Here is a 20,359-nt window from a genome sequence, read left to right as displayed (position 1 = left end):
GATTTCTTCTTAATCCATCATTGACAGAGAATAATCATAAAATATCACGCAAAAACATCTAGTTACTAGATGAACACCACCCCATCCCTCTCGCCATGCAACGAGGGTACGCCCAAAATCTAATGGCAATATCTAATGGCGACCGTGCCCCCTGCGCCGGCGGAACCGGTACGACGCATCGGGCACGCTGCGGCCACACCTCAGGACCTGCGCGCTTGGACTGAGCCCAGCGCCTGGGCTGAGGCGCGGGGCGGCGGGCTCAGCCGCCGACCCCGACGATGGCGACCTGCGGATGCCCCCGCGCGGCAAGCGCCCTTGCCGCCCGCCAGGCGCGCAGCCCGCTGACGCAGAGGAAAACGACCCGCTGCCCGGCGGCGGGCAAGACCTCGGCCACATCGCCCGCGCGCAGGTCGACGACCAGATCCTCGGGTCTGATCTGACCCGGCGAGACAATCTCGGGCGTGGCAATCTCGGGCTCCTCCGCCCCGTCGAAGCGGAATCCGCCCAGCCGCCAGTTTGCCAGATCGAGCGTCAGCATCTGCCCCAGGGGCGACGGCTGCTGACCCAGCAGCACCGCCAACGCCATCTGCGCCTGCAGCGCGCCCAGCGTGGCCACGACCGGCCCCATTACCCCGTTCGTCGCGCAATCGCCCATCCTGCCCGGCAGATCCGGAAACACCGCCCGCAGGCTGGGCGCGCCGCCGCAGAAGCCGCCGACATAGCCCTGCCGCTCCAGCACCGAAGCCGAAATCAACGGCGTGCCGGTCGCGCGGCAAAGATCCGACAGCGCATAGCTGGTGGCGAAACTGTCCGCCGCGTCGAGAACCAGATCGGCCCCCTCCAGTTCCACCCCCGCCGTGGCCGGATCGAGCCGCGCGACCAATGCCGAGATCGTGCAATCGGGGTTGAGCCCGGCCAGGGCCGTCGCCGCCGCCTCGACCTTGGGGCGGCCCAGATCGGACATGCGAAACAGGGTCTGGCGATGCAGGTTGCTCTCCTCCACCACATCGGGATCGACCAGCCGCAGATGGCCGACGCCCGCCGCCACCAGCGGCGGCAACACACCCGCGCCCAGGCCGCCGGCGCCCACCACCAGCACGCGGGCCGCAGCCAGCCGCGCCTGCCCGGCCTCGCCGAAGCCCGGCAGGCAGATCTGGCGCGCATAGCGGCTCATTGCGCGTACTCCCGGGTGGCGGCGATCCAGTCGCGACAGCGCGCCTCGGGGTCTGGGGCCTGCTGGATGTCGGTCACCACCGCGGCGCAATCGGCCCCGGCGGCGAAAAGGCCCGGCAACCGCTCGGGGGTGAGCCCGCCGATGCCGACCAGCGGGGTGTCACCCACCCGCGTCTTCCACTGCCGCACCCGGTCAAAGCCCTGCGGCCCCCATTTCATCTGTTTCAGCAGGGTCGGGAACACCGGCCCCAGCGCGACATAGGCGGGCTCCAGCGCCAGGGCGCGTTCAAGCTCCGCCTCGTCATGGGTGGAAAGACCAAAGCGGACACCGGCGCGGCGCAAGGCGGCGAAATCGGCACTGTCCATATCCTCCTGCCCGAGATGGACGAAGCCACAGTTCAGCTCCAGCGCGATCTGCCAGTAATCGTTGACCACCAGTTGCGCCTTGTGGACAGCGCAGAAATCGCGGGCGCGGGCGATCTGGCGGCGCAGCTCGGCCTCGGGCTGGTCCTTGATCCGCAGCTGCACCAGCTTGACCCCCTGCGGCACCAGCAGTTCCAGCCGACCGACATGGCCGACGATCAGATAAAAGGGATCGAGCTGTGTCATGTCAGCACCGCCATGCCAAAGACCGGGGTCGAGGCCTGCGCCATGTCGCGCCGGGGCATCAGCCCGGCCGCATAGGCCTGCCGCCCCGCCGTCACCGCCTGACCGAAGGCCCGCGCCATGGCGACCGGGTCCAGCGCCTTGGCGACGGCGGTGTTCAGCAGCACCGCGTCAAAGCCCATCTCCATCGCCAGCGCCGCCTGGGACGGCGCGCCGATACCGGCGTCGATCACCAAGGGCACCCCGTCGAAATGCGCCCGCATCGTGCGCAGCCCCTCGATATTGCGCAGCCCCTGCCCCGATCCGATCGGCGCGCCCCAGGGCATCAGCAGCCTGCATCCGGCCTCCAGCAGCTTTTCCCCGACGATCAGATCCTCGGTGGTATAGGGGAACACCTCGAACCCCTCGGAACAGAGGATGCGGGCGGCCTCGACCAGCGCGAAGGGGTCGGGCTGCAGCGTGTCGGCATGGCCGATCACCTCGAGCTTGATCCAGGTCGTGCCGAATAGCTCGCGCGCCATCTGTGCCGTGGTCACCGCCTCGCGCACCGTGTGACAACCGGCGGTATTGGGCAGGACGCGGCAACCGCTGTCCTTGAGGATATCGCGAAAGGCCGCGCCCCCCTGCCCTTCGCGGCGCAGCGACACGGTGATCACCTCGGCCCCCGAGGCGGCGATCGCCTCGCGCAGGATCTGCGGCGAGGGGTATTGCGCGGTGCCCAGCATCAGCCGGTTTTTCAGATCGATTCCATAGAACATCGCTCAGCCCCCCTGCATCGGTGACAAGACTTCGATCTTCGCGCCGTCGCGCAGCGCGGTGGCCGCCCGCGCCGGGCGCGGCACGAACTGGCCGTCCATCGCGGTCGCGACCGAGGCGGCATCGAAGCCCCGTTCCTCGATCAGCGCCGCCAAGCTCCCCGCGTCGGTCTCGACCGGGGTTCCGTTCAGATCAATCCGCATGGCAAATCTCCTTCGTCATCATCCGGGCAAGCTCCATCGCCAACACCGGAGCCATCAGAAAACCGTGGCGATACATGCCGTTCAGGTGGATCACATCGCCCTGGCGCCGGATCGCGGGCAGGTTGTCGGGGAAAGAGGGACGCAGCCCGGCGCCGGTCTCGATCACCTCGGCCTCGGCGAAGCCGGGATGGATGGTATAGGCCGCCGACAGCAGTTCCATCACCGCGCGGGCGGTGACGGGACCGGCGCGGTCGCTTTCGACCATCGTCGCCCCGACCATATAGCGCCCCGCGCCGCGCGGCACGACATAGCAGGGAAAGCGCGGGTGCAGCAGGCGGATCGGCCGCGACAGCGCCACCTCCGGCGCGTGGAGATAGAGCATCTCGCCGCGCACCGCGCGCAGATCGCCCAGCGCCTTCGCGGCCGCCAGGGCCCGGCAATCCACGATGCGGCCCCGCGGCGGCCCCGCGTGAAAGGCCACCCCACGCGCGATCAGCACCTCGCGCAGATGAAGCAGCGCCCGCCGCGGATCAAGATGCGCCTCGGTCTCGAAAAACAGCCCGCGGGCGAAGCGGCCCGAGAGGTCGGGTTCCAGATCGTCCGGCGCGACCCAACGATGCGCCCGGGTTGCCCGGGCAAAGCGGTCCAGCTCCGCGCCGTCCCGCGCCGGGGCCAGGACCAGCGTGCCGCGATGGGTGACGCCCGGCACATGCTCCGCCCACCAGTCCACCGCCGCCTGACCGCGCGCCACGATCACCTCGGGCGCGCTTTCGCCTTCGCAGAAGGGGGCAAGCATGCCGCCAGCGAGGCGAGAGGCCGGCGCCGGAGCCTCTTCCGGAACGATCACCTCAACCTCGAACCCCGCCTCGGCCAGGGCGGTGGCGGCGCAAAGCCCCGCCACGCCCGATCCCAGGACCGAGATCATTCCGCCGGTGCCTCCGCCGGAACATAAAGCGCGCCGCCTTCGCGGAACTTGGCGGCCATCGCCTCCATGCCCTGCTGTTTCTCGGCCTCGGCACGAATGTCGTGGCTGATCCGCATGGAGCAGAACTTCGGCCCGCACATGGAACAGAAATGCGCCACCTTATGCGCCTCTTTCGGCATGGTCTCGTCATGCATCTCGCGGGCGGTGTCGGGGTCGAGGCCGAGGTTGAATTGATCCTCCCAGCGGAACTCGAACCGCGCCCGTGACAGCGCATCGTCGCGCCGCTGGGCGCCGGGGTGCCCCTTGGCCAGATCGGCGGCATGGGCGGCGAGCTTGTAGGTGATGACGCCAGTCTTCACATCGTCGCGGTCGGGCAGGCCCAGATGCTCCTTGGGCGTCACGTAGCAGAGCATCGCGGTGCCGAACCAGCCGATCATCGCCGCGCCGATGGCGCTGGTGATATGGTCATAGCCCGGCGCGATATCGGTGGTGAGCGGCCCGAGGGTATAGAACGGCGCCTCGTGGCAGTGCTTGAGCTGCTCCTCCATATTGGCCTTGATCTTGTGCATCGGCACATGGCCGGGGCCCTCGATCATCACCTGACAGTCCTTGGCCCAGGCGATCTTGGTCAGCTCGCCCAGCGTGCGCAGCTCGGCGAATTGCGCCTCGTCGTTGGCGTCGGCGATCGAGCCGGGGCGCAGCCCGTCGCCAAGGCTGAACGACACATCATAGCGGCGGCAGATGTCGCAGATCTCGTCGAAATGCTCGTAGAGGAAGCTCTCGCGGTGGTGATGCAGGCACCATTTCGCCATGATGGAGCCGCCGCGGCTGACGATCCCCGTCACCCGTTTCGCCGTCATCGGGATCATGTGCAGCCGCACGCCGGCATGGATGGTGAAGTAATCCACCCCCTGCTCGGCCTGTTCGATCAGCGTGTCGCGGAAGATCTCCCAGGTCAGATCCTCGGCAATGCCACCGACCTTTTCGAGCGCCTGATAGAGCGGCACGGTGCCGATCGGCACCGGGGAGTTGCGCAGGATCCAGTCACGGATGTTGTGGATGTTGCGCCCCGTGGACAGGTCCATCACCGTGTCGGCGCCCCAGCGAATCGCCCAGACCATCTTCTCGACCTCTTCCTCCATCGAGGAGGTGACGGCGGAGTTGCCGATATTGGCGTTGATCTTCACCTTGAAATTGCGGCCGATGATCATCGGTTCCAACTCGCGGTGGTTGATGTTCGCGGGGATGATGGCGCGGCCCTCGGCGACCTCACGACGGACGAACTCGGGCGTCACCAGATCGGGCAGCTCGGCGCCGAAGCTCTCGCCATCACGGGAGTAGGCCTCAAGCCGGCCCTCGTTCTCGCGGATCGCGACGAATTCCATCTCCGGCGTGACGATGCCGGCACGGGCATAGGCGAGCTGGGTGACCGCCCGGTCGCCCACCCCGCGCAGCGGCGGGCGCCGCACCGGGAAGGGCGGGGTCAGCCGGGCGCCGGAGACAAAGCCGTTGTCGGCATCGGTCACCATGCGGCCCTCGTATTCCTCGACCTCGCCGCGCGATTGCAGCCAGCCGCCGCGGACTTCGGGCAGGCCGGTCGCGATGTCGATCCGCGCCTCCGGGTCGGTATATGGGCCCGAGCTGTCATAGACGGTCAGCGGCGCCTCGCCGGTGACGGCGATTTCACGCATCGGCACCCGGATGTCATGGCCTTGGCCACCGACATAGACCTTGCGCGACGCGGGCAGCGCCCCGGTGGTGATGGTGGGAATGGTGTCTTTCATTTCGGTCTCCTCTTCACGATGAGACCCAAGTGAGACTTTTGGCAGAAAGGGACCGCTCAAGCCCCGGATCGCGCCATGCGCAAAGGGCCATCAGCGGCCCGAAAGGACCGCCCTCAGGATCAGAGGAATGCGGAAATGCCCTTCGGTCTTCCTACGCCAGCATCAACTGGGTCAGGTTCAAAGGGTCGCTTCACCGGGGTTTCCCCCTATCAGCCTCTCAGTCCCCTAGGCGGGACTCCCCTGACGTGGGGGCACTATTTGACCGCGCGGCGATCATGTCAATCGGAAAAGGCCCGCGCCCACAGGACTGGCGGCGGCGCGCCGTCAGAGACCGGGGCCAGAGAACCGGGCAGGAGAACCTGGCCAGAGAACCGGCGCCTCAGAAGGTCGCCGGCGTCGCCACCCAGAGGATCCGGCTGACACCCGGGTCGATGTTACGGTAGCGGTGCGGCAGGTTCGAGGCGAAGAAAAAGCTGTCGCCCGGCGCCAGGAAATGGCTGCGGCCGTCGACGATCAACTCGACCCGCCCCTGCAGGATATAGCCGACCTCCTGGCCCGCATGCTGGATGTCGCCGCCACTGTCGGCCCCGGGTTCGAGCGTGTGGATATTCGCGTCGAGCAGAAGCTCGGGGAAGGTTGGCGTCAGCCGTTCCAGCAAGATCGCCGCGCCGTTTTCAGTATGGCTGACCTTGACCGCGGGACGGCTTTCGCCCCGCATCACGCTGATCTCTTCATGGGCGCTGTCTCCGGCGAAGAGATGCACGATCGAGGTATCGAGCGCCGCCAGGATGCGGTGGAGGGTGCGCAACGACGGGGTGGCCTGGTCATTCTCGATCTTCGACAGCATCGACGGCGAACAGCCTACTTCCTCAGCAAGTATGCGCAGCGTTTTCTTGTGAGCCTTGCGGGCCTCGCGCAACCGGGTGCCCAGATCAGACATCGTGCGCGGAGCCGACTCGGCGGGGGCGAGAGTGCCGATATCTTCAGAGTGCTCAATATCCATGCTCACGCGCCCGAACTCCGCCTTCAAATTCATCACAGCACGACTCAAATTCAAATTTTAGCTCAATCGAGCTCAAAAGTTGAACCATATTCAATTTTTTGAGGCAGAGCTTCCTCTGGGTCAAGTCGCCCAAGCAATCTCAGGGAAAGTGGAATGGAATTCAATATGCGAAACAAATTTCACGGGATCGTGCTGGCGGCGACCGCCTGCGCGGGCCTTGCTCTTGCCACCGGCGCCCAGGCCAAGGACACGGTCCAGCTCGGCTTCCTCGGGCCGCTGACGGGGGGCAACTCTTCGGTCGGTCTGGGCGGGCGCAACTCGGCCGAATTGGCGATCAAGCTGCGCAATGCCGATCCGAACTCGAAATACACCTATGAACTCGATGCGCTGGATGACGAATGCAAGCCCAACGTCGGCGTGCAGGTCGCGACCAAACTGGCGACGAACCGCAAGGTCGCGGGCGCGGTGACGCATTATTGCTCGGCGGTGGCGATGGGGACGGTCGATGTCTATCACCGCTTCGGCCTGCCGGCGACGATCTGGGGCGCGGTGCTGCCGGATATCACCTATGGCAATGATTATCCCGAGATCACCCGTGTGAATGGCACGATGATCAACCAGAACGAAACCGCCGCCAAGATGATGACCGGCCTCGGCTACAAGACCTTCGCGATCATCCACGACACCACCGATTACGGCAAAGGCCACTTCACCTATCTGTCTAAGTATCTTGGCGAAGACGGGGCCGAGGTTGTCGGCTCCTTCGGCGTCACCTCGGATCAGCAGGATTTCACCGCTGAACTCACCCAGGTCAAGGCGCTGAACCCCGATGTCGTGGTCTTTGCCGGCCTGACCCCGGGCGGCGTGCGGGTGCGCCAGCAGATGGACAAGCTTGGCATCAATGCCGTGTTCGAAGGTGTGTCGGGGATCAAGTCGGACGCCTTCTTCGAAGGGCTCGGCACCGATCTGGCCGAAGGCACGATGACCTTCCTCGAAGGCGCACCGGCCGAGAAACTGCCGGGCGGCGCCTTCTTCCTGAGCGAATATGAAAAAGCCGGCTACTCGACCCCGCCGGAGGCCTATGGCCCCTTCGCCTTCGCCGCGATGAACCTGCTGATCGACGCGGTCGAGACCGTCGGCCCCGATCGCAAGGCGATCGTCGGCTACATGGGCAAGGTGCAGGATCACCAGTCGATCACCGGGCCGATCAGCTTTGACGATCACGGCCAGAACACCGTCGCCCTGATCACCGGCTATGTCGCCCAGGACGGCAAATGGGTGGTCTGGGAAGACAGCGATTACGCCAAGGGCATCCGCCAGCTTCCGGCCGCGAAATAACACCACAGACCAGTGGCGCGGCGGGCCTGTCCTGCCGCGCCACCTGTTCGAGAAAAGAGGGAATGATGGATTTCGGATTGATCGCCCAATACCTGGCGAACGGCATCCTGCTCGGCACGATGTACGCGCTCGTCGCCGTCGGTTTCACGCTGTTCTTCGGCGTGCTCGATGTCGTCAAGTTCAGCCATGGCGACGTGCTGATGCTGGGCACCTTCATCGGCTTCACCGCCTGGCTGGGGCTTGAGGCCATCGGCGTCACCAACCCCTGGATACAGCTTCTGGGCATCCTGCTGTGCAGCCTTGGCGCCACCGCCCTGATCGGCGCGGCGATCGCGAAATGGCTGGTGCTGCCGCTGAAGAAGGCGCCGCAGCTCAACACCTTGCTGATCACGCTGATGCTGGGCACCGCGATCCGCGAGGTGGTGCGGCTGTTCTATCCGAACGGTTCCAACCCCAAGGCATTCCCGGCGCTGCTGCCGAACAGCGCAATCGAGATCGGCAATTTCTCTCTGCGCGCCGACAGCGTGATCCTGGTGCTTGCCGGGCTGGGGCTGATCGGGCTGCTCAATCTGGTGATCAACCGGACCCGGCTGGGGCTGGCCATCCGCGCCGTGGCGCAGGACGAGGAAACCGCCCGCATCATGGGGATCAACTATACACTGGTGGTTCTGGCCACCTTCGCGCTCGGCTCCGGCGTGGCGGCCTTCGCCGGCATCATGAACGGGCTTTACTATAACGAGATCAATTTCGGCATGGGGCTGATCCTGGGGCTGATCGGCTTTTCGGCGGCGATCGTCGGCGGGCTCGGCAACCTCTATGGCGCGATCCTTGGCGGTTTTCTCTTCGCCGGGCTGCAAACGGTCGGCGCGGCGCTCCTGCCCTTCGCCTCGGCCTATAAGGACGTCTTCGCCTTTGCCGTCGTCATCGCGCTGATGGCGTGGAAACCCACCGGGTTGATCCCCGAACGCTCCAGTGACCGGGTGTGATACCATGACCGATATTTCCCTCAATCCCCTCGACCGCCCGCGCCCCTGGCTGGCCGGAGCGAGCGTGATCCTGGCCTCGGGCCTCTATGTCTGGGCGCTGATCGTGGCGGAGGAGACCTGGCAGGTGCTGGGCCTGCTGCTGCTGGCGCTGGTGGCCGTGGTCGTCGGCCTCAAGACCGGGCTGAGCCGGCGCGTGCAGCAGGACTGGGCGCAGTCCGAGCCGCGGCTGAACCGGCTGGCCTTCGCCACGCTGATCGTGCTGATCCTGGCCCTGTCGCAGGCGCATTTCGCGCTGCTGATGGTGACGACGGTGCTGCTCTATTTCGTCGCGGCGATGGGGCTGAACATCCAGTTCGGTTTCGCCGGCATGGTGAACTTCGCCGGCGCCGCCTTCTTCGGGGCCGGCGCCTATACCGCGGCGGTTCTGGGCACGGTCGAGGCCTTCCCGCCGCTTTTGACGCTGATCGCCGGCGGGTTGGTGGCGCTGCTGCTCGGCATTCCGCTGCTGGTGCCGATCGTACGCACGACCGGACACTATGCCGCCGTGGTGACCATCGCCTTCGGCGTGCTGTTCCGCACCTTTCTTGAGGTGAACGAGATCCTCGGCGGCCCGCAGGGGCTGATGGTGGCGCCGATGCGGCTGTTTGGCTGGGACTTCAACAATTCGCCCACCCTCGGCGGGTTCGAGATGTCGTTCTACGCCAATTACGCGCTGTTCGCCGCCGTCCTCGCCGCGCTGGTCTTCGTGCTGATGCGCCGGCTGGAACGCAGCTGGATCGGGCTGCACATGGATGCGGTGCGGCTGGACGAGACCGCGGCGGCCTGCTTCGGCATCTCGGTCAAGCGCACCAAGATCACCGCCTTCCTGATGGGCAACCTGATCCTGGGGGTGAGCGGCGCGCTTTACGGCATGATGATCTCCTTCATCGCGCCGGCCTCCTTCACCTTTTCCGACAGCCTGCTGTTGGTCTCGATCGTCCTTCTGGGCGGGATGGGCAGCCCCTGGGGCGCGGCGGTGGCGGCAACCATCGTGGTGCTGTTGCCCGAAAAGCTGCAACTGCTGCAGGAATACCGGTTCCTGCTGTTCTCGATCCTGGTGATGCTGGTGCTGCTGTTCCGTCCCGACGGGCTGCTGCCGCGTCAGCTGCGCAACTTCTTCGCGACCCGGAGGGCCGTCAAATGAGCCAGCCGCTACTGGAATTCCGCAATCTGGTGAAACGCTTCGGCGGCGTCACCGCGCTCGACGATTTCTCGATGACGCTGTCGTCGGGCGAAATCCTCGGGCTGATCGGGCCGAACGGATCGGGCAAGACCACCAGCTTCAACGTGCTGACCGGCATCTACAAGGCGACCTCGGGCCAGGTGTTCTTCGAGGGGCGCGAGATCACCAACGCCCCCGCGCGCACCGTCTACGAGGCGGGGATCGTGCGCACCTTCCAACGGTCGCGCCTGTGCCTGCCGCTGTCGATCTATGACAACATCATGATCGGCGATACCGCGCGGCTCGACCTGGGGCTGTGGTCGAACCTGATCAACCGCCGGGCGCTGAACGACCGGCTCGATGCCTCCTATCGGCTGGCGCGCGAATTGGTCGGCACCTTCTCGGGTGATCTGGCCGACCGGATGGATCAGCCGGTGGGCGCCCTGCCGATGATCGAACGGCGCCGGATCGAGATCTGCCGCGCGCTGATCTCGGGGCCGCGGCTGATCCTGCTTGATGAGCCTTCCGCCGGCATGACCCATGACGAGACGCATCAGCTGATGGACGACATCCTCGCGGTGCGGGCGCGCGGCGAAGGGCTGTCGATCATCATCGTCGAACACGAGATGGGGGTGATCGAGCGGATCACCGACCGCTGCTGCGTGCTGAGCTATGGCCGCAAGATCGCCGAGGGCCCCTATGCCGCGGTGGCGGCGGACCCCGAAGTGCAGAACGCCTATCTGGGAGCGGATTGATGGCTGGAATCGAAATTCGCGGGCTGCGCGCCGCCTATGACAAGGCCGACGTGCTGCATGACGTGTCGCTGAACGTGGCGCCGGGCAAGATCACCTGCCTGCTCGGCTCGAACGGTGCCGGCAAATCGACCCTGATCCGGGCGATCCTTGGGCTGACGCCGCCGCACACCGGGCAGATCCTGCTGGAGGGCGAGGATATCACGGGCCTCGCCACCCATAAGGTCATCGCCCGCGGCATCGCGGCGATCCCCGAGGGGCGGCGGATGTTCGGCAAGATGACGGTGACCGAGAACCTGCGCCTGGGCGCCTTCCAGGTCACTGACGAGGCGTTGATCCGGCAGCGGCTGGAGCATGTCTTTGCCACCTTCCCCCGGCTGGCCGAGCGGCGCGATCAGCTCGCCGGCACCATGTCGGGCGGTGAACAGGCGATGGTCTCGATCGGGCGCGGGCTGATGGGCGGGCCGAAGATCCTGCTGATCGACGAACCCTCGCTCGGGCTGTCGCCGCTCTATGTCAAAGAGAACTTCCGCATCATCAAGGATATCCGCGATCAGGGCATCACTGTCTTCCTGGTCGAACAGAACGTGCGCCAGACGCTGGCGATCTCGGACTACGGCTATGTGCTGTCTGGGGGCAAGCTGGTGGCGCAGGGCGCGGCGGCCGATCTGGCACAGGATTCCGCCGTTCACGAAGCTTATTTTGGGTGAAGCCATGAATGTCATCGACCTGACGCAACGGCTGATCGCCTTCGACACGATCAACCCGCCCGGAAACGAACAAGCGGTGATGGAGTTCTGCGCCGATCTGCTGACCGCCGGCGGCTTCGACTGCCGACTGGTCCCACAGGGGCCGGGGCGCTGCAACCTTGTCGCCACGCGCGGCTTGGGCCAGGGCCGGGCCCTGGGCTTCACCGGCCATCTCGACACCGTGCCGCTGGGCGGCGCCCCCTGGCGCCACCCAGCCCATGCCGGCGTGATCGAGGACGGGCGGCTCTATGGCCGCGGCAGCACCGACATGAAAGGCGGTGTCGCCGCCTTCATCGCCGCCGCGCTGGAGCTGAAAGAGACGCCGCCGGGCGGTATCGCGATGCTGATCACCGCCGGAGAGGAAACCGGCAGCGACGGCGCCCGGCGTCTGGCCGAGCTTGGCGGGCTGCCGCAGATCGGCGCGCTGGTGGTGGCCGAGCCCACCGCCAACCGGGCGGTGCCCGGGCACAAGGGCGCGCTCTGGCTGCGGCTGCGGTTCCATGGCGTGACCGCCCATGGCTCGATGCCCGAACGCGGGGTGAACGCGGTCAGCCTGGCGGCGCGGGCACTGCTGCAGATCGAGGCGCTCCACCTCGGCCTGGCGCATCCGGTGATGGGACCGCCGACGCTGAACATCGGCACCATCCACGGCGGGCTGAACACCAATTCGGTGCCCGACCTCTGCGAGGTGACGCTGGATCTGCGCTCGGTTCCCGGCATCGACCATGCCGGGCTGATCGCCGCGATCCGCGCCTGCCTGCCGCCGGATGCCGAGATCGAGGCGCTGATCGACCTGCCGGCGGTCTGGACCGATCCGGCCACGCCCTGGCTGGACGAGATCACCCGTGAAAGCGCCGTCATCTCGGGGGCCGAGACCGCGCCGATGGCGATGAGCTATTTCACCGACGCCTCGGTCTTCACCCCGGCGCTGGCGGATGTGCCGACGGTGATCCTCGGCCCCGGCGAACCCGGAATGGCCCATAAGACCGACGAATATGTCGCTGTCGCCCGCCTGCGAGAGGCTGTCGCGATCTATCGCGGGGCACTGGAGCGCTGGAGAGGCTGAAACGATGAAAGACCACAATTGCGCGCTGCCCGACGCGCTGGACACCGTTCGGGCGATCGCCGAGGGGCGGTTGACCGCCGAGGCCGCGACCCGGGTGCGGCTGGAGCGCTGCGCCGAACGGGAAGACGAGATCGGCGCCTGGGTGCATCTGGATGCCGCGGGCGCCCTGGCAACCGCCCGGGCGCTCGATGCCGGGCCGATGCGCGGCCCGCTGCACGGGGTGGCGCTGGGGGTGAAGGATATCTTCGCGGTCAGCGATCTGCCCTGGCGCAGCGGCTCGCCGATCTGGCGTGACCGGGTGGCCGGTTTCGATGCCGGCGCGGTGGCGCTGGCGCGGCAAGCCGGCGCGGTGATCCTCGGCAAGACCGAGACCACCGAATTCGCCGGCTACAAGCCCTCGCGCACCCGCAACCCGGTGGTGCCCGGGGCGACGCCAGGCGGCTCCTCCTCCGGGTCGGCGGCGGCGGTGGCCGCGGGGATGGTGCCGCTGGCGCTGGGAACACAGACGTCGGGCTCGATCATCCGGCCGGCGGCCTTCTGCGGCGTGGTCGGCTTCAAGCCATCGTTCGATCTGATCGAGACCGGCGGCGTCACCGTCTTCGCCCGCAGCTTCGATACCGTCGGCGTCTTCGCCCGTTCGGTCCCCGATGCAGCCCTTGGGGTCGAAGCGCTGACCGGGCTCGAATTGCAGCCCGTCACCCCCGCGCTATCCACCCTGTCGCTGTTCCTCAGCCCGGTCTGGGATCACGCCACCCCCGCGATGCAGACGGCCTGGGCCGCCTTCGAAGACGACCTCGCGCGGCAGGCGCCCCTGGCGGGCGTGCCCTTCTCGGACGCCCTAGTCGCTGCAATGGCGGAGATCCCCGATCTGCACGCCCGGGTGATGGCGATCGAGGCGTCAGAGGCGCTGAGTCACGAGATGGCGATCGCGCCCGATCTGCTGTCGCAGGGGCTGCGGGATCAGATCCTGCAAGGCGCCGCGCAAACGGCCGAGATGCGCCATGCCGACCGGCAGCGGATGATTGACCTGCGCGGCCGCGCGATGAATGAGACCCGCCCCGGGGACATCTGGCTGACCCCCGCCACCACCGGCGTCGCCCCGGCCTTCGACAGCGGCACCGGTGATCCGATCTTCAACCGGCTCTGGTCCCTGCTGGGTTTCCCCTGCTGCACGGTGCCGATCCTGCGCGACGCCGCAGGCGCCCCGATGGGGGTGCAGATCGTCGGCCGCCAGGGCGACGACCGCGCGGTCCTGTCGGTGGCGCATTGGCTGATGGAGCGGTTTCAGCCGGCGTGACCGGCTGAGCACCCCTCTGCCCCGCCCTGCGAACCGCGACCAGCCGCTCGCAGGGCGGGGCAACGTGACCGACCAGCTCAAACCACCCCGCCGGCGCGGTGTCAGGCGCCCGCGGCGATCTCGGCCATCAGCAGTTGCGCCGCGGTCGTCGGGGCCGCGCCAATTCGTTGAATGATCCCGACTTCGCGCTTCGGCTCCTTCGCCGCGGTGGATCGGGTGTCGCTCAGCCTGCAGCCGGGGGGGGCGCCATGCCGATCATCGGGCCGAACGGGGCCGGCAAGACCTCTTTCGTGCACGCCCTGACCGGCTCGATCCCCGCGACCTCGGGCGCGGTGCTGATCGCGGGCGAGGATGTCACCCGCAAGAGCCAGGCCGCCCGCGTGCACAAGGGGCTGGCCCGGACCGTCCAGATCAACCGGGCTCACCGTGCTGATCGCGGGCCAGCCCGGCCCCTATGGGCTTGAGCGGGTCTATGACATCTTCCCGCGGCTCAAGGAGCCGCGGCGCAACATGGGCGACAGGCTTTCGGGCGGCGAACAGCAGATGCTGGCGATCGGGCGCACGCTGATGACCAATCCGAAACTCCTGCTGCTGGACGAGCCCTTCGAAGGGCTCGCCCTCGGTGATCCTGGACGAGCTGGAAGAAACCATCGACCGGCTGCGTCGCGAGGAAGGCTTTGCCACCATCATCGTCGAACAGCAGGCTGAGGACGCGTTGCGGCTTTCGGATCAGGCCATCGTGCTTGACCGCGGGCGGATCGTGATGGCGGGCGCGGCCACAGACCTTATGGACAATCTGGAAGAGATGCAGAAATGGATCGCGGTCTGAACGCCGATCGGGGGGCGTCGATCCTGAAGGATACGATTGCCGAGATGACCTATGCAGAGGTGGCCGAGGCGCTGGGGCGCGGTGCCATCGCGCTCTGGGGCTGCGGTGTGGCCGAACAGCACGGGCCGCACCTGCCCACCGGCACCGATATCTACATCCCCTCGGCCCGGCTGCACCTGGTGCGCCGGATGCTGGCAGATCACGGGATCGAGGCGCTGATCATCCCGCCGTTCTACTGGGGGGGGAACCATGTCTCGGCCAGTTTTCCGGCCTCGATCAAGGTGCGCCCCGAGGTGATGATCGCCCTGATGGTCGAACGTGATGCAAGGCCTCGCCGACGACGGGCTCAGGGTGCTCTACTGCACGTCGGGGCACAACGACCGGGCGCATAATGCCGCGATCTTCGAGACGGTGCAGCAGGGCACGGCGGCAAGCGCGTTGCAGGCGGCCTTCCTGTCCGAGGCGGCGATGATCGACCGCCTTGGGGTTCCGCCCGATCATCCCAACGTGCTGCCCTTCCACCCCGTGCCGCCGGAAACACCGCCCGAGTTTCTCGATATCCACGCCGGCGAATGGGAAACCTCGATCATGCTGGCGATGAACCCCAAGACGATGAAGGACAGCGTGCTGCCCTCCCTGGTTTCGACCCGTCTCGGGCCCGAGGCTCTGGCGATCTGGCGCAACGGTCACGAGGACGCCAGGCGCGTCACGCCGCTGGGCTATTTCGGCGACCCCGCCACGGATTTCCATCGGGCCCCGGTCCGACGCGCGACATTCACCAGCCGATAGGCTCGGCGCAGATACTGAAAGACGACACCATGACAACCCAAGTCGGTATTATCGGCGCGGGCCCGGACGGGCTCTTCCTTGCGCATCTTCTGAAACAGCAGGGGGTCGAAAGTGTCATCCTCGAGGCGCGCAGCCACGACTATGTTCTGGGCCGCGTGCGCGCCGGCGTGCTCGAGGCGGGCACCATCGACACCCTGCACAACCTCGGCCTCGGCGAGCGGATGGAGCGCGAGGGGCTGGTCGACAACGGGCTCGACATGCGGTTCAAGCACCGCAACATCCACCTGGACCTGCCGGGGCTGACCGGCCGGGCGGTGAAGATCTATGGCCAGCAGGAGGTGGTCAAGGATCTGATCGACGCGCGCCTGAAGGCGGGCGATCCGCTGATCTTCGACGCCGAGGTGGTGCGGCTGGAAAACCTCGACAGCGACGCGCCCCGGATTCACTATCGCCACGAGGGTGAGACAAGGTGCTGGACTGCGCGCTGGTCGCCGGCTGCGACGGCTTCCACGGCATCGCCCGCGCCTCGGTGCCCGCGGGGGTGATCGCCCAGCAATATGTCGCGCTGTCGGACGTCTCAGACTGAGGCGCGAGATCGGGGGCGGAGGGGTGAACCATCGCTCCGCCGTCATCGCCCGCAGCCGACGACGCTTAGCATTCTTTTAGCAAAGGCAGGCATGGCCTTCGCGATCTCTTAGCATGCGCGCCGATGCAACCGCCCCTAGACCACACGCCATCAGGCGTCCCGGGACGGGCTTTCCAATGTCATCCGCAGTGCCGCCGCCACCGAGACGGCCCAGATGCGGCCAACACATGGAGAGAACATGACCATCCGCAGCCTTGTCATTGCAGCCCTTTTCCTGGCCACCACCGCCCGCGCGGAAACCCCGGATGCCGATCTTGTCGCACGGGGCAGCTATCTCGGCCGGATCATGGATTGCGCCGGCTGCCATATGCCGCGCGACGCCGACGGACTTCCGGAGTTCGAGGCCGGGCTGTCGGGCGGCACCGTCGGCTTCGAGCTCCCCGGGCTCGGCACCTTCTGGCCCAGTAACCTGACGCCGCATACCACCGGTCTCGGCGACTGGAGCGATGCGGAGATCCGGACCGCGATCACCACCGGGCTGCGTCCGGACGGGCGCGTGCTGGCCCCGGTCATGCCCTGGCCCGGCTATGCCGCGCTGGAGGAACCCGATCTCGCCGCGCTGGTCGCCTGGCTGCGGTCGATGCCGCCGGTCGAGAACGTGGTCCCCACGCCGGTTGCCCCGGGTGCGCCGGCCCCTGCCCCCTTCTATCGCGTCACCCTGCCCGCCAACTGAGGCCCTGGCGCTGCGGCGGGCCTGCGGGCGCCGCCCTCAGCGGCTTTCCCTCATGACTGGCCCAAGCCCGGCTGATCCTCGATCAGCTCGGGCCGCCCGTCGATGACCAGCCGGACGCGCCCGCGCCCGGCCGGGGTCAGGCGGATCGGGGCAGCCTTTTCCTCAAGCCGCCGGCGCAACAGGATCAACCGCGTTTCAAGATTGTCGCGATAGCCCGGCAGGCGCAGGACAGGCGCCAGCCGGATTTCGCGATTGGTGAATTCGTCCCGGTTTTCGGCCAGGTAGCGTCCGATCAGAAAGGCGAGGATGCGGCCGGCCACGCCCTTGATGATATAGGCGTCGTCGATGAAGACGCTGTCGTCATAGCCATAGCATCTGACGCGAATGGGGCGGCCGCCGTTCGGTCGCACCTTCGTCTGCCCCGCCTCCGCCGCCGGCGCGGCCGGGCGGCCCTCGGCAATCCCCATCGAGGTGGCCAGCATTCGGGCCAGGATGACCGCGGCGGCTTCCTCCTGCGGTCCGAAGGCAAGGCGGCGGCGCGCCTCGACGAACAGCACGCCGACAAGGCTGTCACCGGCGCGCAGCGGCACCGCCATCTGGCTCAATGCCCCCGCGAGGCCGGGCAACTGGATGCGGCGGCTGCGGTCCTCCTGCCCGGAACTGGCCTCGATCGCCGCATTCAGCCGCCGGACCCTGCCAAGATCGCCAACCCGGATCACATGGTTCATCGAGGCCGCCAGCCCGATGACACCCTCGCCAAAGGGCACATCGGCGCCGGCGCCGCCCTGATCGTAACCACGGCTCAGCACCGCGACCAGCGCCTCGCGCGGATGATCCCGCATCAGCACCATGGCGGCATCCGCCCCGATCAGCCCGGTGGCCGCATCAAGCGCCGCCTCGCAGGCCGGCCCGACATCGGGCGCCGCACCAAGGGTTTCGACAGCCTGGGCGAGCCGGGGCAGCTCCACATTGCCCGCCACTTCCGGGCCGGCTGTGGCAAGGGTCGGCGAAGCGCCAAGCGACAGCACGCGGAACACGTCCACCGCCTTCAGCCGCATCATGCTCTCCATACCCACCTGCGCCGAGCTTGCCGCCAGTTGCGCCGCGACCAGATCGAACAGCGGCCCCGCCGCCTCGGAGCGCACGAAAATCGCCTCGACCCGGATCTGCGCCCCGCTCCGCCCGTCCACCAGCAGCAGCGTGGCGCAAGGGTTGCGACGCAGATTCTCGGCGGTCTTGCCGAAGAACTGGTTGGACAGCGCGATGTGATCGTCGTCGACCCGGACCACATGCGACAGATAGGAGATATTGGGCGCCCCATCCGCACCGCTGGTGGCGATGATCGAGGGGATCACCCCCTCGAAACAGGCATCCAGATCGGACAGGCGGATCATGACAGCCCCCCCAGCCGCTGCCCGGCCCGTGACCCCGGCGTCTGCACGAAGACCGACTCCGGCGACAAGGCCACGACGACAAGATCGCGTTCGGCCTGCCAATGTTCGACCAGGCCGGGGGCCACCCCCAGTTCCATCAGCGCGGCCAGCGTGTCGCGGCAATAGGCGCGCGCGACCTCCCGATCGGTGTCCGTCGCCTGCCGCAGCTCCGCCCGGCCCTTGATCTGGTAGGTCTCGTAATCGGAAGGGCGGGAAAAGGTCGCTGCCGCCCGGCCAGAGGTGCGGATATTCTCGATCGTCGCCGGCCATTGCCAGCGCGAAACCACAAGCTCCAGGCCTCTGGCCTCCGGATCGACGCTTGCCCCCACCGCGCGGCCGATCTCGGGGCGCGATGCGGCGTCAAGCGTGCCGACGATGATCATGACGGGCCGTTGCAGGAACCGGACAAGCGCAGCGTCCACGTGAGATTTCCCTCTGATTCACCCCCCTTCCTTAGCAGGAATTTAGACAAAGTCGCGCCCCGTTAGCAGCCATTTAGCAAGCTCTTCCGCCGCCGAGGGCTCAGGAAGGCGTCAGTCATATATCGGAGGCTTTCATGACCAAAATATCCCCCATCCGCCCCTCGGTCGCGATCATCGGCGCGGGGCCTGCCGGCCTTGTCACCGCGCGCTGGCTCAAGGCGCTGGGCTTCACCCCGACCCTCTTCGAGGCGTCCAGCGATCTTGGCGGCCAATGGAACCCGAACGGGCTTTTCAGCGCCACCTGGCCAGGCATGGTGACCAACACCAGCCGGGTGATGACGGCCTTCTCGGATCTCGATCACCCGGCCGGCACGCCCACCTATCCGAGCCGGGAGGCCATGCATGCCTATCTGGGCCGCTATAGCGAGATGTTCGGCCTGCGGCCCGACATCCGGTTCGGCACCCGGGTCGAACAGCTTGGCCGGTCACCGCTGGGCGGCTGGACGATTCACTCCTCCCGCGGCGGCGAGAGCCAGAGGGAAGCATTCGATCGCGTTGTCGTGGCCTCGGGCCGGCACCTGGAAGGCTGCATTCCCCAGATCAGGGGGATGGAGACGTTTTCGGGCAAGTTCGGCATCGCTCACACCAGCCAGTATCCCGGCGCAGAGCGCTATCGCGACACCTCGGTCCTGATTGCCGGCTGCTCGGTCAGCGCGCTCGAAATCGCGACCCATCTTGCGCAGTCGGGCACCCAGGCGACCATCGCCTACCGCCGCCAGCGCTATGTGCTCCCCAAGCTGATCGCCGGGGTGCCGACCGAACATGTGCTGTTCAACCGGGCCGGCGCGCTTGCGGGCGAGCGTCTGACCCCCGTCGCCGCCGCCGCCGGCTTGAAGGCCCAGGTCCTCAAGGCCGCGGGGGCGCCCGACCAATATGGCGCCTTCGCCCCCGACCCGGATGTCTTTGCCGCCGGAGTGACCCAATGCCAGGGCTTCCTGCCCGCCGTCGCCGAAGGGCGCATCACGGTGAAGCCGTGGATCGAGTCGATCATCGGCAGCGAAGTCCGCTTCTGCGACGGCAGCAAGGGCCGCTTCGACGGCATCCTGTCCGGCACCGGGTTCAAGCTGTCGCTGCCCTGGCTCGCGCCCGAGATCGCCGATGCGATCGACCTCGACGCCCAGGGCATGACCCTTTTCGCCGACAGCTTCCATCCCGACCTCGACGGGCTGGCCTTCGTCGGTCTCTATGATCTCGTCGGCCCCTATCTGCCGGTGCTGGAGCTTCAGGCGCGCTATGTCGCCGGTTGCTGGGCAACACCCGGCGCGATGCCCTCCGCGGCAGAGATGGCGGCAGGACTGGCCGAGGCGCGGCTCGCCCGGCAGGGACCGCCGGCCCGGCCGATGAACATGGTGGCGCTCGGTTTCGCGCGCCGCGCCGGGGTGGAGCCGCGGTTGGAACAACGGCCAGGGCTTGAGCGGGCGCTTCTGTTCGGGCCGTTGTCGCCGGTCTCCTTCCGGCTCGACGGGGCGGGCGCGCTGCCCGACGCCGAGGACCGGACGCGGAAGGCGGCCGCCGCTTTCGGTGCGATCACCGAGCCCGACTATACCGCGGAAGAGGCGCTGCTTCGGGCTGTCATAACCGCGCAGCCCGAAGCGGTTTCACTGTAACGAGACGATGCCCCGCCCCTGCCCGCCCGGCATCGGAAACCTCTGAGCCGAGCGCCAGCAG

General features: G+C 67.3%; 24 protein-coding genes and 1 riboswitch. Of the genes, 15 read left to right on the top strand and 9 right to left on the bottom strand.

What is annotated here, in order from left to right; genetic code table 11:
* Positions 1-259: 259 nt before the first annotated feature.
* The 7 genes from ACN0V4_RS07050 to ACN0V4_RS07020 all read right to left on the bottom strand — a co-directional run bounded on the left by ACN0V4_RS07050 (position 260) and on the right by ACN0V4_RS07020 (position 6,450).
* Positions 260-1,174 carry a HesA/MoeB/ThiF family protein gene (locus tag ACN0V4_RS07050; protein ID WP_417674422.1) on the bottom strand — a complete coding sequence of 305 codons (915 nt, stop codon included), beginning with the start codon at positions 1,172-1,174 and terminating at the stop codon, positions 260-262.
* Entirely contained in the window at positions 1,171-1,782 is a 612-nt protein-coding gene (locus tag ACN0V4_RS07045) for a thiamine phosphate synthase (RefSeq protein ID WP_417674420.1), read from the bottom strand. Before ACN0V4_RS07045 ends, ACN0V4_RS07050 begins: the two co-directional genes overlap by 4 nt.
* On the bottom strand, positions 1,779-2,537 hold the full coding sequence (locus tag ACN0V4_RS07040; protein ID WP_417674418.1) for a thiazole synthase: 759 nt from the start codon (positions 2,535-2,537) through the stop codon (positions 1,779-1,781). Before ACN0V4_RS07040 ends, ACN0V4_RS07045 begins: the two co-directional genes overlap by 4 nt.
* Before the next feature lie 3 nt (positions 2,538-2,540).
* Positions 2,541-2,738: a sulfur carrier protein ThiS gene (gene thiS / locus ACN0V4_RS07035; protein WP_417674416.1), complete on the bottom strand. Its 198-nt coding sequence runs from the start codon at positions 2,736-2,738 to the stop codon at positions 2,541-2,543.
* Positions 2,728-3,663, bottom strand: a complete 936-nt coding sequence (locus tag ACN0V4_RS07030) for an FAD-dependent oxidoreductase (protein ID WP_417674414.1) — start codon at positions 3,661-3,663, stop codon at positions 2,728-2,730. Before ACN0V4_RS07030 ends, thiS begins: the two co-directional genes overlap by 11 nt.
* Positions 3,660-5,447: a phosphomethylpyrimidine synthase ThiC gene (gene thiC / locus ACN0V4_RS07025; protein WP_417674412.1), complete on the bottom strand. Its 1,788-nt coding sequence runs from the start codon at positions 5,445-5,447 to the stop codon at positions 3,660-3,662. The genes ACN0V4_RS07030 and thiC overlap by 4 nt, the downstream gene beginning before the upstream one ends.
* A 131-nt stretch (positions 5,448-5,578) precedes the next feature.
* A riboswitch (TPP riboswitch) is annotated at positions 5,579-5,699 on the bottom strand.
* A gap of 127 nt (positions 5,700-5,826) precedes the next feature.
* On the bottom strand, positions 5,827-6,450 hold the full coding sequence (locus tag ACN0V4_RS07020; protein ID WP_417674846.1) for a cupin domain-containing protein: 624 nt from the start codon (positions 6,448-6,450) through the stop codon (positions 5,827-5,829).
* A gap of 165 nt (positions 6,451-6,615) precedes the next feature.
* Here ACN0V4_RS07020 and ACN0V4_RS07015 point away from each other — a divergent pair, with 165 nt between their 5' ends.
* From ACN0V4_RS07015 to ACN0V4_RS06950, 14 genes are all read left to right on the top strand, one after another.
* Positions 6,616-7,788 (top strand): branched-chain amino acid ABC transporter substrate-binding protein, encoded by a 1,173-nt coding sequence (locus ACN0V4_RS07015; RefSeq protein WP_417674410.1) that lies wholly within the window; start codon positions 6,616-6,618, stop codon positions 7,786-7,788.
* A 65-nt stretch (positions 7,789-7,853) separates the two neighbouring features.
* Positions 7,854-8,774 carry a branched-chain amino acid ABC transporter permease gene (locus ACN0V4_RS07010; protein ID WP_417674408.1) on the top strand — a complete coding sequence of 307 codons (921 nt, stop codon included), beginning with the start codon at positions 7,854-7,856 and terminating at the stop codon, positions 8,772-8,774.
* A 4-nt stretch (positions 8,775-8,778) separates the two neighbouring features.
* A complete protein-coding gene (locus ACN0V4_RS07005; protein ID WP_417674406.1) occupies positions 8,779-9,957 on the top strand; it encodes a branched-chain amino acid ABC transporter permease in 1,179 nt (392 codons plus the stop codon).
* Positions 9,954-10,730 (top strand): ABC transporter ATP-binding protein, encoded by a 777-nt coding sequence (locus ACN0V4_RS07000; protein WP_417674404.1) that lies wholly within the window; start codon positions 9,954-9,956, stop codon positions 10,728-10,730. The genes ACN0V4_RS07005 and ACN0V4_RS07000 overlap by 4 nt, the downstream gene beginning before the upstream one ends.
* Positions 10,730-11,437, top strand: a complete 708-nt coding sequence (locus ACN0V4_RS06995) for an ABC transporter ATP-binding protein (RefSeq protein WP_417674402.1) — start codon at positions 10,730-10,732, stop codon at positions 11,435-11,437. The genes ACN0V4_RS07000 and ACN0V4_RS06995 overlap by 1 nt, the downstream gene beginning before the upstream one ends.
* Before the next feature lie 4 nt (positions 11,438-11,441).
* The gene (locus tag ACN0V4_RS06990) at positions 11,442-12,542 is read left to right on the top strand and encodes a M20 family metallopeptidase (protein ID WP_417674400.1); all 1,101 of its coding nucleotides are present in this window, start codon (positions 11,442-11,444) and stop codon (positions 12,540-12,542) included.
* Positions 12,543-12,546: 4 nt separating this feature from the next.
* The gene (locus tag ACN0V4_RS06985) at positions 12,547-13,839 is read left to right on the top strand and encodes an amidase (RefSeq protein ID WP_417674398.1); all 1,293 of its coding nucleotides are present in this window, start codon (positions 12,547-12,549) and stop codon (positions 13,837-13,839) included.
* Between the two features lie 248 nt (positions 13,840-14,087).
* Complete coding sequence (locus ACN0V4_RS06980; protein ID WP_417674396.1) at positions 14,088-14,303, top strand: ATP-binding cassette domain-containing protein; 216 nt, start codon at positions 14,088-14,090, stop codon at positions 14,301-14,303.
* Positions 14,304-14,349: 46 nt separating this feature from the next.
* Positions 14,350-14,547: an ATP-binding cassette domain-containing protein gene (locus ACN0V4_RS06975; RefSeq protein ID WP_417674394.1), complete on the top strand. Its 198-nt coding sequence runs from the start codon at positions 14,350-14,352 to the stop codon at positions 14,545-14,547.
* Positions 14,462-14,668: a hypothetical protein gene (locus ACN0V4_RS06970; RefSeq protein ID WP_417674392.1), complete on the top strand. Its 207-nt coding sequence runs from the start codon at positions 14,462-14,464 to the stop codon at positions 14,666-14,668. The genes ACN0V4_RS06975 and ACN0V4_RS06970 overlap by 86 nt, the downstream gene beginning before the upstream one ends.
* Entirely contained in the window at positions 14,653-15,060 is a 408-nt protein-coding gene (locus ACN0V4_RS06965) for a creatininase family protein (RefSeq protein ID WP_417674390.1), read from the top strand. Before ACN0V4_RS06970 ends, ACN0V4_RS06965 begins: the two co-directional genes overlap by 16 nt.
* Positions 14,990-15,457 (top strand): creatininase family protein, encoded by a 468-nt coding sequence (locus ACN0V4_RS06960; protein ID WP_417674388.1) that lies wholly within the window; start codon positions 14,990-14,992, stop codon positions 15,455-15,457. The genes ACN0V4_RS06965 and ACN0V4_RS06960 overlap by 71 nt, the downstream gene beginning before the upstream one ends.
* A gap of 29 nt (positions 15,458-15,486) precedes the next feature.
* Positions 15,487-16,002: an FAD-dependent monooxygenase gene (locus ACN0V4_RS06955; protein ID WP_417674386.1), complete on the top strand. Its 516-nt coding sequence runs from the start codon at positions 15,487-15,489 to the stop codon at positions 16,000-16,002.
* A gap of 279 nt (positions 16,003-16,281) precedes the next feature.
* Complete coding sequence (locus ACN0V4_RS06950; protein ID WP_417674384.1) at positions 16,282-16,776, top strand: c-type cytochrome; 495 nt, start codon at positions 16,282-16,284, stop codon at positions 16,774-16,776.
* A gap of 50 nt (positions 16,777-16,826) precedes the next feature.
* Here the strand turns inward: ACN0V4_RS06950 and ACN0V4_RS06945 are convergent, their stop codons facing one another.
* Positions 16,827-18,170 carry a pyridoxamine 5'-phosphate oxidase family protein gene (locus ACN0V4_RS06945; RefSeq protein ID WP_417674382.1) on the bottom strand — a complete coding sequence of 448 codons (1,344 nt, stop codon included), beginning with the start codon at positions 18,168-18,170 and terminating at the stop codon, positions 16,827-16,829.
* Entirely contained in the window at positions 18,167-18,631 is a 465-nt protein-coding gene (locus ACN0V4_RS06940) for a hypothetical protein (RefSeq protein WP_417674380.1), read from the bottom strand. The genes ACN0V4_RS06945 and ACN0V4_RS06940 overlap by 4 nt, the downstream gene beginning before the upstream one ends.
* Before the next feature lie 134 nt (positions 18,632-18,765).
* Between ACN0V4_RS06940 and ACN0V4_RS06935 the strand changes: the two genes are divergently transcribed.
* Positions 18,766-20,298, top strand: coding sequence for a flavin-containing monooxygenase (locus ACN0V4_RS06935; RefSeq protein WP_417674378.1), 1,533 nt, complete (start codon positions 18,766-18,768; stop codon positions 20,296-20,298).
* The last annotated feature ends 61 nt before the right edge of the window (positions 20,299-20,359 follow it).

The sequence above is a fragment of the Pseudodonghicola sp. genome, from assembly GCF_048268305.1.
Lineage (GTDB): Bacteria > Pseudomonadota > Alphaproteobacteria > Rhodobacterales > Rhodobacteraceae > Pseudodonghicola.
Note: the sequence above shows the minus strand (reverse complement) of the source record. Positions and strands in the feature narration are given on the sequence as shown.

What these genes read in the sequence shown, in the direction of transcription:
- ACN0V4_RS07020 (WP_417674846.1), bottom strand. Translation starts at nt 6,450, where the DNA reads ATGGATATTGAGCACTCTGAAGATATCGGCACTCTCGCCCCCGCCGAG.
- ACN0V4_RS07045 (WP_417674420.1), bottom strand. Translation starts at nt 1,782, where the DNA reads ATGACACAGCTCGATCCCTTTTATCTGATCGTCGGCCATGTCGGTCGG.
- ACN0V4_RS06960 (WP_417674388.1), top strand. Translation starts at nt 14,990, where the DNA reads ATGCAAGGCCTCGCCGACGACGGGCTCAGGGTGCTCTACTGCACGTCG.
- ACN0V4_RS06945 (WP_417674382.1), bottom strand. Translation starts at nt 18,170, where the DNA reads ATGATCCGCCTGTCCGATCTGGATGCCTGTTTCGAGGGGGTGATCCCC.
- thiS (WP_417674416.1), bottom strand. Translation starts at nt 2,738, where the DNA reads ATGCGGATTGATCTGAACGGAACCCCGGTCGAGACCGACGCGGGGAGC.
- ACN0V4_RS06955 (WP_417674386.1), top strand. Translation starts at nt 15,487, where the DNA reads ATGACAACCCAAGTCGGTATTATCGGCGCGGGCCCGGACGGGCTCTTC.
- ACN0V4_RS07030 (WP_417674414.1), bottom strand. Translation starts at nt 3,663, where the DNA reads ATGATCTCGGTCCTGGGATCGGGCGTGGCGGGGCTTTGCGCCGCCACC.
- ACN0V4_RS06980 (WP_417674396.1), top strand. Translation starts at nt 14,088, where the DNA reads ATGCCGATCATCGGGCCGAACGGGGCCGGCAAGACCTCTTTCGTGCAC.
- ACN0V4_RS07005 (WP_417674406.1), top strand. Translation starts at nt 8,779, where the DNA reads ATGACCGATATTTCCCTCAATCCCCTCGACCGCCCGCGCCCCTGGCTG.
- ACN0V4_RS07040 (WP_417674418.1), bottom strand. Translation starts at nt 2,537, where the DNA reads ATGTTCTATGGAATCGATCTGAAAAACCGGCTGATGCTGGGCACCGCG.
- ACN0V4_RS07015 (WP_417674410.1), top strand. Translation starts at nt 6,616, where the DNA reads ATGCGAAACAAATTTCACGGGATCGTGCTGGCGGCGACCGCCTGCGCG.
- ACN0V4_RS07000 (WP_417674404.1), top strand. Translation starts at nt 9,954, where the DNA reads ATGAGCCAGCCGCTACTGGAATTCCGCAATCTGGTGAAACGCTTCGGC.
- ACN0V4_RS06975 (WP_417674394.1), top strand. Translation starts at nt 14,350, where the DNA reads ATGGGCGACAGGCTTTCGGGCGGCGAACAGCAGATGCTGGCGATCGGG.
- ACN0V4_RS07050 (WP_417674422.1), bottom strand. Translation starts at nt 1,174, where the DNA reads ATGAGCCGCTATGCGCGCCAGATCTGCCTGCCGGGCTTCGGCGAGGCC.
- ACN0V4_RS06990 (WP_417674400.1), top strand. Translation starts at nt 11,442, where the DNA reads ATGAATGTCATCGACCTGACGCAACGGCTGATCGCCTTCGACACGATC.
- ACN0V4_RS06995 (WP_417674402.1), top strand. Translation starts at nt 10,730, where the DNA reads ATGGCTGGAATCGAAATTCGCGGGCTGCGCGCCGCCTATGACAAGGCC.
- ACN0V4_RS06985 (WP_417674398.1), top strand. Translation starts at nt 12,547, where the DNA reads ATGAAAGACCACAATTGCGCGCTGCCCGACGCGCTGGACACCGTTCGG.
- ACN0V4_RS06950 (WP_417674384.1), top strand. Translation starts at nt 16,282, where the DNA reads ATGACCATCCGCAGCCTTGTCATTGCAGCCCTTTTCCTGGCCACCACC.
- thiC (WP_417674412.1), bottom strand. Translation starts at nt 5,447, where the DNA reads ATGAAAGACACCATTCCCACCATCACCACCGGGGCGCTGCCCGCGTCG.
- ACN0V4_RS06935 (WP_417674378.1), top strand. Translation starts at nt 18,766, where the DNA reads ATGACCAAAATATCCCCCATCCGCCCCTCGGTCGCGATCATCGGCGCG.
- ACN0V4_RS06965 (WP_417674390.1), top strand. Translation starts at nt 14,653, where the DNA reads ATGGATCGCGGTCTGAACGCCGATCGGGGGGCGTCGATCCTGAAGGAT.
- ACN0V4_RS07010 (WP_417674408.1), top strand. Translation starts at nt 7,854, where the DNA reads ATGGATTTCGGATTGATCGCCCAATACCTGGCGAACGGCATCCTGCTC.